The organism is Amycolatopsis ultiminotia (assembly GCF_039536925.1).
GTDB classification, from domain to species: domain Bacteria; phylum Actinomycetota; class Actinomycetes; order Mycobacteriales; family Pseudonocardiaceae; genus Amycolatopsis; species Amycolatopsis ultiminotia.
Genome location: NZ_BAAAZN010000009.1, coordinates 182771 through 197513, shown reverse-complemented (window position 1 = coordinate 197513; position 14743 = coordinate 182771). Strand labels below are relative to the sequence as shown.

The window sequence follows — 14743 nt, the reverse complement described above, 5'->3', positions numbered from 1 at the left end:
CGCCCATCGAGCCGAACGGCGGCTCTCGAGCGCGAGCGGCCGGTGCCCACGCGCCATGCTCAACCACGGCGAGGCCGCGCGGCAGAGCCAGGACTTGGACAGCGATCTGGGACCTGCGGCCGACGCTGGGCGGCAGTGGCGGATCGGCGATGTTGCGGTTGGTGCTGGGCGGCAGTGGCGGATCGGCGACGTTGCGGTTGGTGCTAGGCGGCAGTGGTGGGTCGGCGATGTTGCGGTTGGTGCTGGGCGGTGGTGGTGGGTTGGCGACGTTGCGGTTGGTGCTGGGCGGTAGTGGTGGGTCGGCGGTGCTGGGTGGCAGTGGTGGGTTGGCGGTGCTGGGTAGCGGCGAGTCGGCGACGTTGGGTGGCGTCGAGCGGCAGTGCCGGGTCGGTGGGGGTGGCAATTTGGGGTGGCGTGCGTCGGCAATTTTTGGGGCGGCGTCGAGTCAGCGTGGGTTGGCAAACTCGGGCCGGTGTCGAGCAGCAGTGTCGGGCTGGCGGCTGAGGAATTCCGGCCAGCGTCGGTGCGAGCGGCGTGGGGGCGGGCCGGTCAGTGGCGGCGCTGGGCGAGCGTCGGCTGGCGTTGGTCTCTTGTACGCGGAGCGTGCGACGCCAGTGCGCGAGCGTGGTCGGTGGGCGCCGGGCAGACCATCCGGGTCGGCCCGGGGCGGCCAGGCCAACCGGATCATCCGGGTCGAGCGGGGTGGCCGGACCTGCCAGGTTGGCAATACCGACCGTAGCGTCCGGGACTTGCCGGAGCTACCGGGAACAGTCAGGGCGGCCGGAATCTGCCAGTGCGCCGGGTCGGTCAGGTAGCCACGGCTTGCTGGGTTGGCCGAAGCTTGCCGGAACGGCGGGTGTGGCCGGAACGAGCCCGACTGATCGTCGGCCGGTGTGGCCGGATCGGGCACGTCCCAACCTCTGGCAGACTGGTCGGGACCTGTGGAACCAAGCCGACCCGCCAACCCACGCTGATCCGGTAAGCGGAGCCGGTTCGCCAGGTGAAGCCGATCCATCAACCAAGCCACGCCGATTCGACCCGCACCGGGCAGCCGACTTGCCAAGCCGAGCCGACCCGCTGAGGGCGGCCGATTCTGCCACGCCGATTCGACCCGCACCGGGCAGCCGACTTGCCAAGCCGAGCCGACCCGCTGAGGGCGGCCGATCCATCAACCAAGCCACGCCGATTCGACCCGCACCGGGCAGCCGACTTGCCAAGTCGACCCGACCCGCTGAGGGCGGCCGATCCTGCCACGCCGATTCGACCCGCACCGGGCAGCCGACTTGCCAAGCCGAGCTGACCCGCTGAGGGCGGCCGATCCTGCCAAGTCGACCCGACCCGCTGAGGGCGGCCGATTCTGCCAAGTCGACCCGACCCGCCAAGGGCAGCCAATCGGCCTGCGGGCCGGGCTGATTCGTCGAGCCAGTCGGCCTGCGGGCCGGGCTGACCCGTCGGGTCAGGTGGTCTGCGAGGCGAAGCCGATCCGGCGAGCCAACCCGCCTCACCGGCGAGCCAACCCGCCTCACGGACCGAGCCAACTCGCCTCACCGACCGGGCCAACCCGCCAGGTCGGTCGGCCGAAGCCGGCCAGTTCAGGCGAGTCTGTCAGTTCAGCCGGTGATTCGGTCCAGCCATTCGCTCATCAGGGACTTTTCGTTGTTCGTCAGTGCGGTCAGGTGGGGTAGGGCGGTGCGGAGGGCTGCTGCGGCGGCGATGGGGCCTGGTTCGCGGGTCAGGGGGCGGTCGGTGGTGATTGCGGTGATCGTTGCTTCCCTGGCGGCTTCCGAGAGAGCCGGGTCGGGGTCCGGGAGGGTGATGAGGCTGAGTGTCGTTCCTGCGCCTGTTGCTTGGATCAGGGACGTGGCCAGGGTTTCCGATACCCGCAGGCGGCCTGCTTCCGCGACGCGGCGGACGCGGCCTGCCAGGATTTCCTCGGCGGCCACCAGCGCGGGGGACGGGGTCGCGTTCGTTTGTGCGCGGGTGTGCATCAGCAGGTAGAGGGCCGGGTTTGCCAGGCCCATTTCGACGTGCTGGTCCCAGCCTCGGCGGAGGTCCTGCACCGGGTCCTCCGCCGGCGGGACGGCGGTCTTGGATTCCAGGTAGTCGGTATAACCCTGCAGCGCGATGGCTTCCAGCAACCCGTCCTTGTCCCCGAACAGCCGGTAGATCGTCGGCGGCTGCACCCCGGCTGCGGCGCTCACGGCGCGGGTCGACACCGCGTCCTGGCCTCCTTCGGACAGCAAGCGAAGGGCCGCGGCGACGATGCGGCCGCGCGGGGAAGAACCGGTCATGTTAACGACGATATCAGCGAGGTGGTCCCGTTGTTAGTTTCAGTGGTAACATAAACGTGTTTCCACTGATAAGGAGTCATCATGATCATTGTGACCGGGGCGAGTGGCGAGCTCGGCCGTGCGGTTGTCGAGGACCTGCTCGACCATGCGCCGGCCGACCGGGTGGCAGTCAGCGTTCGCGATCCGGACAAGCTCGCCGACCTGCGGGAACGCGGGGTGCGAGTCCGTCGTGGCGATTTCGGTGAGCCGGCGAGTCTCGAGGCGGCGTTCGAGGGTGCGTCCGCCGTGCTGGTGGTCTCGGTGAACGCGCTGGGCGCCGAGGCCGTCCGCGCGCATCGGGTCGCGTTCGCCGCTGCCGAGGCGGCGGGTGCGAAGCGCATCCTCTACACCAGCCACATGGGGAGGGGCGCGACGTCGCCGTTTCCTCCGATGCCCGACCACGCCGCAACCGAAGAGCTCCTGCAGGGGTGCGCGACCCCCAGCACCTTGCTGCGGAACGGGTTCTATGCCAGCACCGTGCCCCGGCTTCTGCAGCCGGCGCTCACCACGGGTGAGTTGCGCGTCCCGGAGGACGGCCCGGTCGCTTGGACCGCGCACGCCGACCTCGCCGAGGCGACGGCGCGGATCCTGCTCGACGGCGGTTTCGACGGGCCGACGCCGCCGCTCACCGGCCCGGCAGCGCTCGACCTGCGGCAGATCGCGGCCATCGCCTCCGACCTGACCGGGCGGACCATCCGGCACGTCGTGGTGTCCGACGACGAGTACCGCGACGGCATGCTCGCCGCGGGAGTGCCTCGCGACGCGGCCGACCTGCTGGTCGGCATGTTCGCGGCGAGCCGGCTCGGGGACTTCGGCCCGGCCGACCCGGCACTCGAGACGCTGCTCGGCCGTCCCGCCACGAGCATCGAGGACTACCTGCGCGGTGCGCTGGGGTAGCGGGTCAGATCCGGCCCGCCACCCGGCGTCGGCGCGCCACTTCGGCGAGCAGGACACCGGCGGCCACCGAGGCGTTCAGCGATTCCACGCCGGCGGCCATCGGGATCGAGACGGTCGCGTCGCAGGTCTCGCGGACCAGGCGTGACAGGCCACGGCCCTCCGAACCCAGCACGATCACCAGCGGATCCGCCGCAAGGTCGAGGGAGTCGATGTCGACGGTGCCGTCGGCGTCGAGGCCCACGATCATCAGCCCGTCCGACGCCCAGGAACGCAGCTGACGGGTCAGGTTCGTGGCCACCGCGATGGGCAATTTCGCCGCGGTACCGGCACTGGTACGCCACGCCACCGCGGTCATCCCCGCGCTGCGGCGTTCGGGCAGCAACACGCCGTGTGCACCGAACGCCGCAGCGGAACGGATCACCGCGCCGAGGTTGCGCGGGTCCGTGACGCCGTCGAGTGCGACGAACAACGGGGTGTTGCCGGAATCGCGGGCGGCCTGCATCAGATCGCCGGGATGCGCGTATTCGAAGGGTGGCACCTGCAGGCCGAGACCCTGGTGCATGGCCCGGTTGGTCTTGCGGTCCAGCTCCTCGCGCGGGACTTCCAGGATCGAGATGCCCTTGTCCCCGGCCAGCCGCACCGCCTCGTTCACGCGGTCGTCGATGTCGATGTTCAACGCGACGTACAGCGCGTTGCCCGGCACGTCCGCACGCAGCGCCTCGACCACCGGGTTGCGGCCCGCGATCAGCTCCGGCCGGTCGGCCTTCTTCTGCCGCGCCTGCTCCCGCGTCTTCGCCGCGTTCGCTGCCCGGTGCGCTTTGTGCCCCGGCCGGTCCTCCGCCTTCGGCGTCGGGCCCTTGCCTTCGAGCGCCTTGCGCCGCTGTCCACCGGAACCGACGACGGGACCCTTCTTGGTGCCGCTCTTGCGGACCGCGCCCTGTCGGCGCGAATTGCCTGCCATAACCGAGTCCTCAATCCTCACGCACTGCGGATCAGGAGTTCCTGACCGTCCACTGCGGACCGTTCGGGGTGTCTTCCACCGCGATACCCGCCTCGGTGAGGCGGTCGCGGGCGGCGTCCGCGCGAGTGAAGTCCTTCGCCGCACGGGCCTGCTGACGTTCGGCCAGCAGACCTTCCACGAGCCGGCCCAGCGCCTCGCGGGTCGGGGTGTCGGAGCCACTGCCCTCGGCCCAGTGCGCCGAGAGCGGGTCGAGCCCCAGCACATCGGTCATCGCACGCACCGCGCCTGCCAGTTCGAGCGCCTTTGTGGTGTCGCCCCCGTCGAAGGCGGCGTTACCGTCCCGCACCGTGTTGTGCACCACGGCGAACGCGGCTGGGGTGGCCAGGTCGTCGTCCATCGCGGCGGCGAACTCCGGCGCCACCTCGCCCATCGGCACGGAACCGGCCGCCGCTGCGCGCCGCAGGAACACCTCGATCCGCCGGTAGCCCTGTGCGGCTTCGGCGACCGCGCCCTCGGAGTACTCGACGGTGGACCGGTAGTGCGGCTGCACGAGGTAGTAGCGCAGTTCCGGCGCCCGGTAGCGCTCCAGCATCGCGGGAATCGACACGGTGTTGCCAAGCGACTTCGACATCTTCTCGCCGGACATGGTCACCCACGCGTTGTGCAGCCAGTACCGCGCGAACCCGTCGCCAGCCGCGTTCGACTGCGCGCGCTCGTTTTCGTGGTGCGGGAACACCAGGTCGACGCCACCGCCGTGGATGTCGAACTCGGCGCCGAGGTAGTTCGTCGCCATCGCCGAGCACTCCAGGTGCCAGCCCGGCCTGCCCTCGCCCCACGGCGTCGGCCATGCCGGCTCACCCGGCTTCGCGCTCTTCCACAGCGTGAAGTCACGCGAATCGCGTTTGCCGCGGGTCGGCGTCTCGCCCTGCTGGACCTCGTCGAGCTGCTGGCCGGACAGCTGCCCGTACTCGGGGAAGGATTTCACCGAGAAGTAGACGTCGCCCTCGGCCGGATAGGCGTGCCCGCTGTCGATCAGCCGCTGCATCAGCTCGATCATCTGGGTCACGTGCCCGGTGGCGCGCGGGGTGACCGACGGCGGCAGGCACCCGAGGTCGTCGTAGGCCTGTTCGAACGCCCGCTCGTGCGTTGCCGCCCACTCCCACCACGGCCGGTTCGCGTCGGCGGCCTTGGTGAGGATCTTGTCGTCGATGTCGGTGACGTTGCGGACCAGCAGCACGTCCAGTCCACTGTGGAGCAGCCAGCGGCGCAGCACGTCGTAGTTCAGCATGCCGCGCACGTGCCCGATGTGCGGTACGCCCTGCACGGTGGCACCACACACGTAGATCGACGCCGTTCCGCTGCGGACAGGAGTGAACTCCCGAGGGGCACGGGTCGCGGTGTCGTACAGGTGCAAAGCCACGTACAAAGGGTACGGGGTCGCTGTGGGCGACGTCGCAGGACGTCAGAGCACGCGGTGCGCCCGCAGTGCGCCGATCAGGGCATCCGGCCGTTCCGCGGTGGGCAGCGGGTCGACGAGGGCGAACTCGCAGCCGAGCGCGCGGGCCCCGCCGTCGGCCTCTTCGCTGTCGCCGACCATCAGTGTTTCGGCAGCTCGCACGCCGAGCCGCTCGACCGCGGTGCGGAAGATCTCCAGCTCCGGTTTCACGGCCCCGACCTCGAAGGACAGCGTGAATTCGGACACGTACGCGTCCCAGCCACGCTGGGTGAACGCGGGCCGGATGTCGAACGCGATGTTGCTCAGCACGCCGACCTTGCGCCCGGTGCCTGCGACTGCCTTCAGCACCGCCTCGGTGTCCGGGTACGGCGTCCACTCGCCGGGCGTGATCAACCGCCGGTAGAGCGCCTCGGCCTGGTCGCGGAGGGGTACGCCGGACCGCCGCAGCACCTCCAGGTACACCTTCCGGTGCAGTTCCGGATCGCGGTCGCGGTGGTGCCAGGCGTACTGGTGTTCCTCGTCCAGGTCCACGACCTGGCCCACCGGCGCCGTCATCCGGCGCATCAGCTCGGTCTGCGCTTCGAGGTCGAGCACCGCGCCGTCGCTGCCGCGGACGTCGGCGAGCCAGGAAGCGTCCTGCTCGAGCCTGAAGAGCGTGCCGGAGAAGTCGAACAACACCGCGTTGATGGCCACGTGCCAACCCTAGCCAGGAAGACCGGGACTCCGCCGCACGATTCCGCCCACTGCGCCGGAGCGCAGGCCGCCTGGCGGCGACGGTCTCGGCGACGACGGTGCGATCCGGTGATTCACGTCACTTCAGGCCGCCGGATCGGGCAGCTCCACGAACTCCGGTGTGGCGTCCACCCGCATCCGCAGGATCGGGACCGCCTTGTGCACCGGGTCGCCCTGTTCGTCGAACGAGATGGGGCCGCTCGCTCTCGGCACCGCGAGCTGGTCGTGCAGCCGGTTCTTCGCCTGGAGCACGTCCTGGGCGGTGACGTTCGCGGGCGAGGACTGCGGGAGCCCCCGGATGGCCCACACCACGGTCAGCACCGCGTCGTGCGCCAGGATCGCGATGCTGTCGTCCAGCCGGTCACGCGGGAAGACCGCCTTGAAGCAGTCGGTGCACGACGGTTCGTCGAGGCTGGCGACCGCGGCCTTGCCGAACAGCTGCGGTTCGCTGACCCAGGCCTGCGGATGTGCCAGCCCCGGTCCGAGCACGGTCACGTTCGCCTGCAGACCCCGGCGCTGGGCGGGCTGGGCGACGAACGATGCCAGGTGCTCTTCTCGGCCGGCGAAGTAGATCGCGTCCGGGTTGTCGCCGCAGATGTTCGGCATCATCTGCAGGAACGTGTTCTCGACCGCGGGCAGGCCGGAATTGAAGGGCTCGATCCGTCCGGCGAGCCGGTGCGTGGCGTCCGCGAACTTCGTGGTGAACGCCGTGGCCAGGGTCTTCGGGTAGAGGTCGCCGGGTTTCTGGTCCTGCACGATGGCCGCGGTGTGCGCGGTCGGCTTCACGTAGGCGGCGAGTGCGGTGCCGTAGGTGGAGCTCGTCGGGGACACCCGCAGGAAACCGGGGATCCGGGAGAACTCCTCGGCCGCGAGGTGCGAGGCGACCACCGGGATCTGGTGCTCGGAGAGCCTGCGGACGGCCTGCTGCGCGATCTCGAGGCTCAGTCCGATCCCGGTCACCGCCACCACCCGGTCCGGCCGACGAGGTCGTCCACGATCGGTTCCCACTGCTTGAGCTGGCTGCCGGGGTTGGCCGGCAGCAACCGGATCCGCGGCAGGACGCTGCCCCAGGACCGGGTGGTGTTCGCCCGGTGCTGCGCGAGATAGGCGCCTTCCAGCTGGTGGCGGACCCACTCGGGGGAGACGAGATCGTGCTCGGTCAGCGTCATCGGCAGGAGCACGGCGATGGTCACGTACGGATCCCCGGAGCCGGTGACCGCGGCGTTGTCCGCGTGGATGCGCTGTTCCACGTCCGCGAGGTCCCCGGAGAACACGAATTCGCCGTCGGTGATGCCGGTGCATTCGGAATTCTCGCCACGCTCGCGTACGCCGTCGCCGCAGGTCCGGTTCGCGTCGGTGATCGCAGGGACGACCACGAACACCGCCACCAGAACGACCGCGAGCAGCAGCACCGCGCCGCCACCCCACAGCCAGCTGGTCCAGACCGGTCTCGGCGGCCTGATCCGCTCGTTGCCGGTCATCGGTAGTACTCCGCCCGCTCGTGCAACAGCATCGATCCTCGCCCTCTGCCCTGTGCCCTGTGCCAGATGGTGGAAACCGCTTTCGATGGTGGAGCTCAAGGTGCCGCCGGGATCGCCGAGCGGATCGCGCGAGAGTCACAGCGCGACGATCAGCCAGGCCAGCGAGGTCTCAAGTTCGCCGGCGTGCAGCTGTACCTGCGCGTACGGACCCGCGTTCTCGACCAGCCGGTTCGGCGCCGCGGTGATGGTGTCCAGCTCGGCCAGCCACGCTTCCGTGGTCGGGATGTCGAATTCGGCGTGCCGGGCCCCGAGCGGCTTGCTCAGGTGGGTCACCACCGCGGCAACGTTGCCCAGCGCGAGATCGTGGTAGCGAGCGGCGGCGGTCCGGCCGTTCTTCTCGTAGAAGTCGCGGCACCGCGCTGCCAGCTCAACGGGCGGTCGTCGGTGCGCGAGGCCAGCTTCCGCAACAGGAGACGGCGCAACCACGGGTGCAGCACGTGCCGCGACGGGTCGTCCGGATCCGCGCGCAGCCACAGCTGATCGGCCGGCTGCATGAACAGCGGGCCTTCGCCCATCGGGCTACGGAGATCGAGAATCTCCTTGCGGAACAACATCTCCACGTCGGCCGCGGCGCTCGCGGTGAGCAGTTCCGGACGGCTGGCGGTGGAGAAGTTCTGCAGCAGGTTCTCGCACATCTCGGTGAGCAGCGTGGATTCACTGCCGTCCGGCGAGAACACCTTGGTGTACAAGGTTTCCCGCAACGTGTTCGGGTCGGCTGGCTGGTACTGGCCGGTGATCGCGGAGAGGATTTCCCGCACCGCGCCGGGATGTCCGTCGGTGAGCCGGGACAGGAACCGCGGCAGCCGGGACGTCGGGTGGACCTCGTGCGTTGCGGCGACATCGACGACATCGGCGCTGGACAGCGTGCCGAGTTCGAGCAGGTACCACGGGCTCCAGCGGGTTTCCGGCCGGTCCGGCCCGTCCGCCCAGTCGGTTTCCACCTGCGGAAGACAGCCGGGGATGCGGCCAGGCGAGGCCGTGGGTCCGGTGCGCCGGGTTCCGCCGGTGCTCCAGATCGCCGCCGTGGTGCGCGGTCTGCAGCGACCAGCTCTCGTTCCAATCCGGGTTCCAGGTCCGGCTCGTGGCGACCACGACGAGTGGATCCGCTTCGTTCGGGGAGCGCCGGCGGGACTCGGTCAGCGCGCGCAGGAAGGCCCGCCCGCCCGGGGCGTGCGCGTTGTCGAGCAGCACGAGGCAGTTCATCGTCCGCCGGGTGCCGGAGAGGCCGGAATACGCCAGGCGGAGGTCGGCGAGGAAGGAGTCGCAGATGATCGCGTCGACCGCGGCTCGGTCCTCCTCGTCGCCGTGCGCCTGCTTGGCGATCTCGATCAGGAAGTCCTGGTGGTTGCCGGACCCGGTCGGCATGGCCTTCACCTTGCCGATCAGCCGCCGCCGGTCGTACCAGCTCAGACCGCGCAGCAGCAGGTCGGTCGCCTCGTTCCAGCCGGGCAGCCGGTTACCCGAGGTGACCCCGCCGACGAGCCGGACCACATCGACGATCGTCTCCCGGTTCCGTTCCAGCGGCTGATTCTGTGCGAGCAGATCCTTCAGCTTGCGCAGCGCGGCCCGCCGGTCGCCCACCTCGACCGGCGAGCTGAGCACGAGCATGCACAACCACAGCCGGGGAAAGGAGATCCGGCCGAACTGGCGCCACTGCCTGCCCAGATCGAAGGCGAGGTGCCCGAGCAGTTCGCGCGGCTGGATGTGTTCCCCGTCCAGTCGTTCGAAACCGACGAGCGCGTGCGGGATGTCCGCGCACCGGCGCGCAGTTCCTCCAGCAGGCCCGACTTGCCGGCGCCGCGGACGCCGAGTCCCACCACCACCGGCAGCGACCGGCTCTGTCCGCCGGGACGGGACAGCAGTTCCTCGACCAGCCTGCCGGTGATCGAACGTACGCCGGACAACCGATGCGCGTCGATGGGCATCGTCCCCTTCGGCCGGGCGGCCCCGGTTCCTGCCGCGGCAGGAACCGCCAAACAACGATAGTGACGGCTTGCCTCAAGTGCAGATTCAAACACTGAATTTTCTTGTCACGACACGGTTCCGCTGGTCAGGTATCGTGAATTGAAGCTGTGCCGAAGGCCGGGTTTCCGCTGTTTACCGATTCTCAGCCGCGGATGAGCAACGCCGTCGCGACGGCTGCGATGCCCTCCCCGCGGCCGGTCAGGCCGAGTCCGTCGGACGTGGTGCCGGCAACGCTGACCGGGCCGCCGATCGCCTCGCCGAGCACCCGCTGCGCCTCGTCACGGCGCTTGCCGATCCGCGGATGGTTGCCGATCACCTGCACGGTCGCGTTGGCCACCTGCCAACCCCGTGCCTCGAGCAACGTCCGGACCTCGGACAGCATGTCCGCGCCGTGCGCGCCGTCCATCCGCGGGTCGCCGGTGCCGAACACCGCGCCGAGGTCGCCGAGCCCGGCTGCGGACAGCAGCGCGTCGCACAGCGCATGCGCCGCCACGTCGCCGTCGGAATGCCCGGCACAGCCGTCCACGCCCGGCCACTGCAGGCCCGCCATCCAGCACTCACGGCCGGGTGCGATCGGGTGGACGTCGACTCCGTTGCCCACGCGCAGGTCGTTCACAGCGGGTCCTCCCGGTCGCCTCCGGCCACCAGTGCCTCGGCGAGGGCCAGTTCGAAGGCGCTCGCGACGCGCATCGCGTCCGGATCGCCGGGAATGGTGGTGGCGCCGGCCGCGGTGGCGAGGCCGGGATCGGCGGAACCGGCCAGCGTGGACCGGAATGCGGGAAAGGTGAACCCGATCGGGGTGTGCGCGCTGCGCAATTCGTCGCGATCGACGGTGGCGGTGACCGCACCCGCCGCGTCGACCGTTTTCACGGTGTCCGACATCGGCAGTACCGGTACGACGACTTCCGCACCGTGACCGATCGCGTTCAGCACGGCACGGAAAGTCCGACGCGGGGTGAATGCCCGGAGTGCGTCGTGGACGAGTACCGCCGAATGCGCGGATAGTCGTGGTTCGACGATCGCGAATGCCGCACGCAATGAATCGGCGGCGATCACCTCGCACCGTTCGGTTCGAGGGAGAACTTCGGAAAACAATTGCGCACACCGCTCGGGGGCTGCCACGGCCACCAGATCGATCTCCGGTGTGCCGAGCAGCCCCCGCACGGTGTGCGTGAGAAGTGCTTCACCATGAACCGCCGCGAGCGCGAGCTCGGGATCGGCGGGATGGTGTGCGACAGTCACGAACGCGACGCTACGCAGCTGATTGCCCATCAGGTCGCGATCGTAGGGGAACCGGTTGCCCGCGGGGGAAACCGGAGGAACCCGGGGTCAGACCGTCGCGGTTTCCAGAACTTCGTCGAGGAGCGTCTCCGCCTTGCCCTCGTCGGTGCCTTCTGCGAGTGCCAGCTCGCTGACCAGAATCTGCCGCGCTTTGGCCAGCATCCGTTTTTCGCCCGCTGAAAGTCCGCGGTCCTTCTCTCGCCGCCAGAGGTCGCGCACCACTTCGGCCACCTTGTTCACATCGCCGGAAGCGAGTTTCTCCAGGTTGGCCTTGTACCGACGAGACCAGTTCGTGGGCTCCTCGGTATGCGGAGCACGCAGCACGTCGAAGACCCGATCCAGTCCTTCTTGCCCGACGACATCGCGCACGCCGACGATTTCGGCGTTGTCTGCGGGCACGCGAACCGTGAGATCTCCCTGCGCGACCTTGAGGACGAGGTACTTCTTTTCCTCGCCCTTGATCACCCGGGTCTCGATGGCTTCGATGAGTGCGGCACCGTGGTGCGGGTAGACGACGGTCTCTCCGACCTTGAAAACCATGTGTCCTCTGCCCCTTTCGCTGAGTCCATCCTAGCACGGTCCGTCGGCGGCCACCTAGCGACCCGGTACCGTCGTCGCAGGTCAGCGGCATGGGCAGGGCTTGACAAACTGGAAAGCCCCATGCTCATGCAGGTGAGGTGCGAGGCAGTGATCAGTGATCACCGAATCCTCTGTGGACAGTTGATCCGGGCTCGCCGGACACCGGCAACCCACACCGGTTCGGCTCGCGCCGAGCCGCCCGGCTAGTCTTCGTCGGGACGAGGCCGTGAGATGGAAGGACTCCGACGTGAGGCTGCAGAATCGTCGCGTGCTCGGCGCAGGCGTGTCGGCGCTCGGCGCCGCACTCGTGCTCGCCGGTTGCGGGGCCGGTCAGATCACCCAGACCGACACGCAGCAGCCCGCGGTCAACGGCACCTACGCACAGGTGAAGACGCTGGTGCTGCGCAATGCCGCGGTCCAGTACCCGGCGAAGGGCTCCGGCTACTCGGCGGGACAGCCCGCCCCGCTCACGCTCACCGTCGTCAACCAGGGCCAGCGTGACGACAAGCTGGTCTCGGTCACCTCGGCGGGCAGCACCGCGCCCGCCGCCATCTCCGGGGACGCCACGATCGTCGCGGGCCACTCGCTGGTGATCGGCCCGACGGACGCGGACGAGTCCACCGGCGAGCAGGCCGCGCCGGGCTCGTCGAGTGCATCCGCGCCGCCGCCGTCGTCCGGTGGCAGTCCTTCGGACACCGGTTCCGCACAGCCGCCCGCCTCGGGGGACAACGTGGCCACCGGTACGCCGGGTGCGCCGCCGCCCTCGAGTGCGCAGGTCCAGCTGGGCACCGGCACCGTCGAGCTGCAGGGGCTCAAGCAGCCGCTGTGGCCGGGCATGACCATCCCGGTCACCTTCACCTTCCAGAACGCCGGCCCGATCTCGGTCGAGCTGCCGGTTGCGGCACCGGCGAACGCGCGGTCCTGATTCAGCTGCGCGGTTTTGTCGGTGCTCGCCGATAACCTCGCGCTGTGGTGAAGAAGACCAGCACCGTTCACCGGTGCGCGGAGTGCGGGTACGAGACCGCCAAATGGCTCGGGCGCTGCCCGGAATGCCAGGCCTGGGGCACGCTCGAGGAGCGGGGCACCGGCAAACCGGCGATCACCCGGGTCGCGGCAGGGGCGCCGAGTGCGCCCGCGCGGCCGATCGCGGAGGTCGACGTCGAGGCCTCGCGGGCCAAGCGCACCGGAGTGGCCGAACTCGACCGGGTGCTCGGTGGCGGGCTGGTGCCCGGTGCGGTGGCGCTGCTCGCCGGGGAACCGGGGGTCGGCAAATCCACGCTGCTGCTCGAGGTGGCCTACCAGTGGGCGGTCACCGCCGGGCGCTCGCTGTACATCACCGGTGAGGAGTCCGCGGGGCAGGTCCGGTTGCGTGCCGAGCGCACCGGCAACGTGCACGGCGAGATGTTCCTCGCCGCGGAGAGCGACCTGTCCGCGATCCTCGGGCACGTGGACGCGGTGAAGCCGGGCGTGCTGATCGTCGATTCGGTCCAGACCATGGCCTCGCCGCAGGTGGAGGGGTCGCCGGGCGGGGTCACGCAGGTCCGCGCGGTCACCTCCGGCCTGGTCGCACTGGCGAAGGAGCGCGGTCTGCCGGTGGTCCTCGTGGGACATGTCACGAAGGACGGTTCGGTCGCGGGCCCGCGCGTGCTGGAGCACCTGGTGGACGTGGTGCTGCAGTTCGAGGGGGACAAGCATTCGACGCTGCGCATGGTGCGGGGTGTGAAGAACCGGTTCGGCGCGGCCGATGAGATCGGCTGCTTCGAACTGACCGACGAAGGCATCGTCGGGGTGCCCGATCCGTCCGGCCTGTTCCTGAGCCGCACCGCCGAACCGGTGCCGGGTACCGCGGTCACGGTCTCGGTGGAGGGCAAGCGGCCGTTGCTCGGCGAGGTGCAGGCACTGGTGTCCAGCAGCGGCATGCCGCAGCCGCGGCGCGCGGTGAGCGGCCTGGATTCGGCGCGGGTGGCGATGGTGCTCGCGGTGATGGAGAAGCGCGGCCGGATGAAGCTGGGCGACAAAGACGTGTACGTCGCCACCGTGGGCGGTATGAAGATCACCGAGCCGGGCATCGACCTCGCGCTGGTCCTCGCGCTCACCTCGTCGCTGCACGACGTCGCGCTCTCGCCCCGGCTGGTGTCCGTCGGCGAGGTCGGGCTGGCCGGGGAGATCCGGCGGGTGCCGAACGTCGGCCGCCGGCTGGCCGAAGCCGCCCGGCTCGGCTACACACACGCCTTGGTCCCGCCCGATTCGGGCAAGATCCCGGACGGGATCCGGGTGCTGGAGGTGCCGGACGTGGCGAGTGCGCTGAACGCGGCGAACCACGCCAAGTGACCCGCACCGGAGCTACCAGATGGGGTGGTCGCTGAACCTCTCCAGCGTGCGGACCGAGGGCCGGATGTACCAGAGGCCGACGGCGTAGCCCAGTGCGCCGAGCGCGAAGTTCGCGAACGTCGCCAGCAGGTCGGTGAAGCCGAGACGGACGTGGTCGCCCCAGACGTCGGCCAGCGCGGAGAGCGTGAGCGCCAGCAGGCAGCTGATGCCCAGCGCCGCGAAGCAGACCGTCAGCGCGGTGCGGGTGGTGCGGGCCCGTGCAGTCACCAGGTAGTCGCCCCGTAGGCACCAGCGGGCGGTCAGCACCACGAGCGCGGTGCAGGCCACCGCCAGCGCGGGCAATACCAGGCCCAGTGTGCCGAGCGCGGTACGCGGCAGGCTCTGCCCGTGCAGCGGGCGGTTGACGAACGCGGTGAGAGCGAGCACCAGCACCGTGCCCACGAGCAGTGTGATGCCGACGATCGGGGAGCCTGCGCGGACCCGGGCGGCGAACAGCGGTGGCAGCGGGATGAACTCCGCTGCCTGCTGCCCGTAGTACTGCTTCACCCGCCACCTCCGCGCCGAACCAGCCGAATGAACGTGCAGATGCTCGTGAAGACCACCTTAGGGGAATCGGATTCCCCCAGGTGGTCTTCACCGCACTTTCACTGAGGCGTGCTAACGCGGTTGC

At 69.9% G+C, this 14743-nt stretch carries 16 protein-coding genes; 4 read left to right on the top strand and 12 right to left on the bottom strand.

The features are described 5' to 3' along the window. Positions 1-1610: 1610 nt before the first annotated feature. Positions 1611-2291: a TetR/AcrR family transcriptional regulator gene (locus ABD793_RS22000; RefSeq protein ID WP_344862857.1), complete on the bottom strand. Its 681-nt coding sequence runs from the start codon at positions 2289-2291 to the stop codon at positions 1611-1613. Positions 2292-2372: 81 nt separating this feature from the next. On the opposite strand from ABD793_RS22000, the gene ABD793_RS21995 reads away from it, so the two are divergent. Next, a complete protein-coding gene (locus tag ABD793_RS21995) occupies positions 2373-3227 on the top strand; it encodes an NAD(P)H-binding protein (protein WP_344862855.1) in 855 nt (284 codons plus the stop codon). Between the two features lie 4 nt (positions 3228-3231). Here the strand turns inward: ABD793_RS21995 and rlmB are convergent, their stop codons facing one another. The 7 genes from rlmB to ABD793_RS21960 all read right to left on the bottom strand — a co-directional run bounded on the left by rlmB (position 3232) and on the right by ABD793_RS21960 (position 8858). Then, positions 3232-4188, bottom strand: coding sequence for a 23S rRNA (guanosine(2251)-2'-O)-methyltransferase RlmB (gene rlmB, locus ABD793_RS21990; protein ID WP_344862854.1), 957 nt, complete (start codon positions 4186-4188; stop codon positions 3232-3234). Positions 4189-4219: 31 nt separating this feature from the next. Beyond that, on the bottom strand, positions 4220-5608 hold the full coding sequence (cysS, locus tag ABD793_RS21985) for a cysteine--tRNA ligase (RefSeq protein WP_344862853.1): 1389 nt from the start codon (positions 5606-5608) through the stop codon (positions 4220-4222). A 42-nt stretch (positions 5609-5650) separates the two neighbouring features. After that, positions 5651-6337, bottom strand: coding sequence for an HAD family hydrolase (locus ABD793_RS21980; protein ID WP_344862851.1), 687 nt, complete (start codon positions 6335-6337; stop codon positions 5651-5653). Between the two features lie 123 nt (positions 6338-6460). Beyond that, positions 6461-7336, bottom strand: a complete 876-nt coding sequence (locus tag ABD793_RS21975) for a type 1 periplasmic-binding domain-containing protein (protein ID WP_344862849.1) — start codon at positions 7334-7336, stop codon at positions 6461-6463. Further along, positions 7333-7857 (bottom strand): hypothetical protein, encoded by a 525-nt coding sequence (locus tag ABD793_RS21970; RefSeq protein ID WP_344862847.1) that lies wholly within the window; start codon positions 7855-7857, stop codon positions 7333-7335. Before ABD793_RS21970 ends, ABD793_RS21975 begins: the two co-directional genes overlap by 4 nt. A 135-nt stretch (positions 7858-7992) precedes the next feature. After that, the gene (locus tag ABD793_RS21965) at positions 7993-8193 is read right to left on the bottom strand and encodes a hypothetical protein (protein ID WP_344862845.1); all 201 of its coding nucleotides are present in this window, start codon (positions 8191-8193) and stop codon (positions 7993-7995) included. Next, entirely contained in the window at positions 8187-8858 is a 672-nt protein-coding gene (locus ABD793_RS21960) for a hypothetical protein (protein WP_344862843.1), read from the bottom strand. Before ABD793_RS21960 ends, ABD793_RS21965 begins: the two co-directional genes overlap by 7 nt. 64 nt (positions 8859-8922) lie before the next feature. Here ABD793_RS21960 and ABD793_RS21955 point away from each other — a divergent pair, with 64 nt between their 5' ends. Beyond that, complete coding sequence (locus ABD793_RS21955; protein WP_344862841.1) at positions 8923-9903, top strand: hypothetical protein; 981 nt, start codon at positions 8923-8925, stop codon at positions 9901-9903. Positions 9904-10024: 121 nt separating this feature from the next. Here ABD793_RS21955 and ispF read toward each other — a convergent pair whose 3' ends face one another. The 3 genes from ispF to ABD793_RS21940 form a co-directional block, all read right to left on the bottom strand. Further along, positions 10025-10489: a 2-C-methyl-D-erythritol 2,4-cyclodiphosphate synthase gene (gene ispF, locus ABD793_RS21950; protein WP_344863116.1), complete on the bottom strand. Its 465-nt coding sequence runs from the start codon at positions 10487-10489 to the stop codon at positions 10025-10027. A 5-nt stretch (positions 10490-10494) separates the two neighbouring features. Next, entirely contained in the window at positions 10495-11124 is a 630-nt protein-coding gene (locus ABD793_RS21945; RefSeq protein WP_344862839.1) for an IspD/TarI family cytidylyltransferase, read from the bottom strand. A gap of 87 nt (positions 11125-11211) precedes the next feature. Further along, entirely contained in the window at positions 11212-11703 is a 492-nt protein-coding gene (locus ABD793_RS21940; RefSeq protein WP_344862837.1) for a CarD family transcriptional regulator, read from the bottom strand. Positions 11704-11989: 286 nt separating this feature from the next. On the opposite strand from ABD793_RS21940, the gene ABD793_RS21935 reads away from it, so the two are divergent. Continuing rightward, a complete protein-coding gene (locus ABD793_RS21935; RefSeq protein WP_344862835.1) occupies positions 11990-12667 on the top strand; it encodes a copper chaperone PCu(A)C domain-containing protein in 678 nt (225 codons plus the stop codon). A 44-nt stretch (positions 12668-12711) separates the two neighbouring features. After that, entirely contained in the window at positions 12712-14073 is a 1362-nt protein-coding gene (gene radA, locus ABD793_RS21930) for a DNA repair protein RadA (RefSeq protein WP_344862833.1), read from the top strand. A gap of 12 nt (positions 14074-14085) precedes the next feature. On the opposite strand, the gene ABD793_RS21925 is transcribed toward radA, so the two are convergent. Further along, positions 14086-14619: a hypothetical protein gene (locus ABD793_RS21925; RefSeq protein WP_344862831.1), complete on the bottom strand. Its 534-nt coding sequence runs from the start codon at positions 14617-14619 to the stop codon at positions 14086-14088. Positions 14620-14743 lie beyond the last annotated feature (124 nt).

What these genes read in the sequence shown, in the direction of transcription:
- ABD793_RS21995 (WP_344862855.1), top strand. Translation starts at nt 2,373, where the DNA reads ATGATCATTGTGACCGGGGCGAGTGGCGAGCTCGGCCGTGCGGTTGTC.
- ABD793_RS21940 (WP_344862837.1), bottom strand. Translation starts at nt 11,703, where the DNA reads ATGGTTTTCAAGGTCGGAGAGACCGTCGTCTACCCGCACCACGGTGCC.
- ABD793_RS21970 (WP_344862847.1), bottom strand. Translation starts at nt 7,857, where the DNA reads ATGACCGGCAACGAGCGGATCAGGCCGCCGAGACCGGTCTGGACCAGC.
- rlmB (WP_344862854.1), bottom strand. Translation starts at nt 4,188, where the DNA reads ATGGCAGGCAATTCGCGCCGACAGGGCGCGGTCCGCAAGAGCGGCACC.
- ABD793_RS22000 (WP_344862857.1), bottom strand. Translation starts at nt 2,291, where the DNA reads ATGACCGGTTCTTCCCCGCGCGGCCGCATCGTCGCCGCGGCCCTTCGC.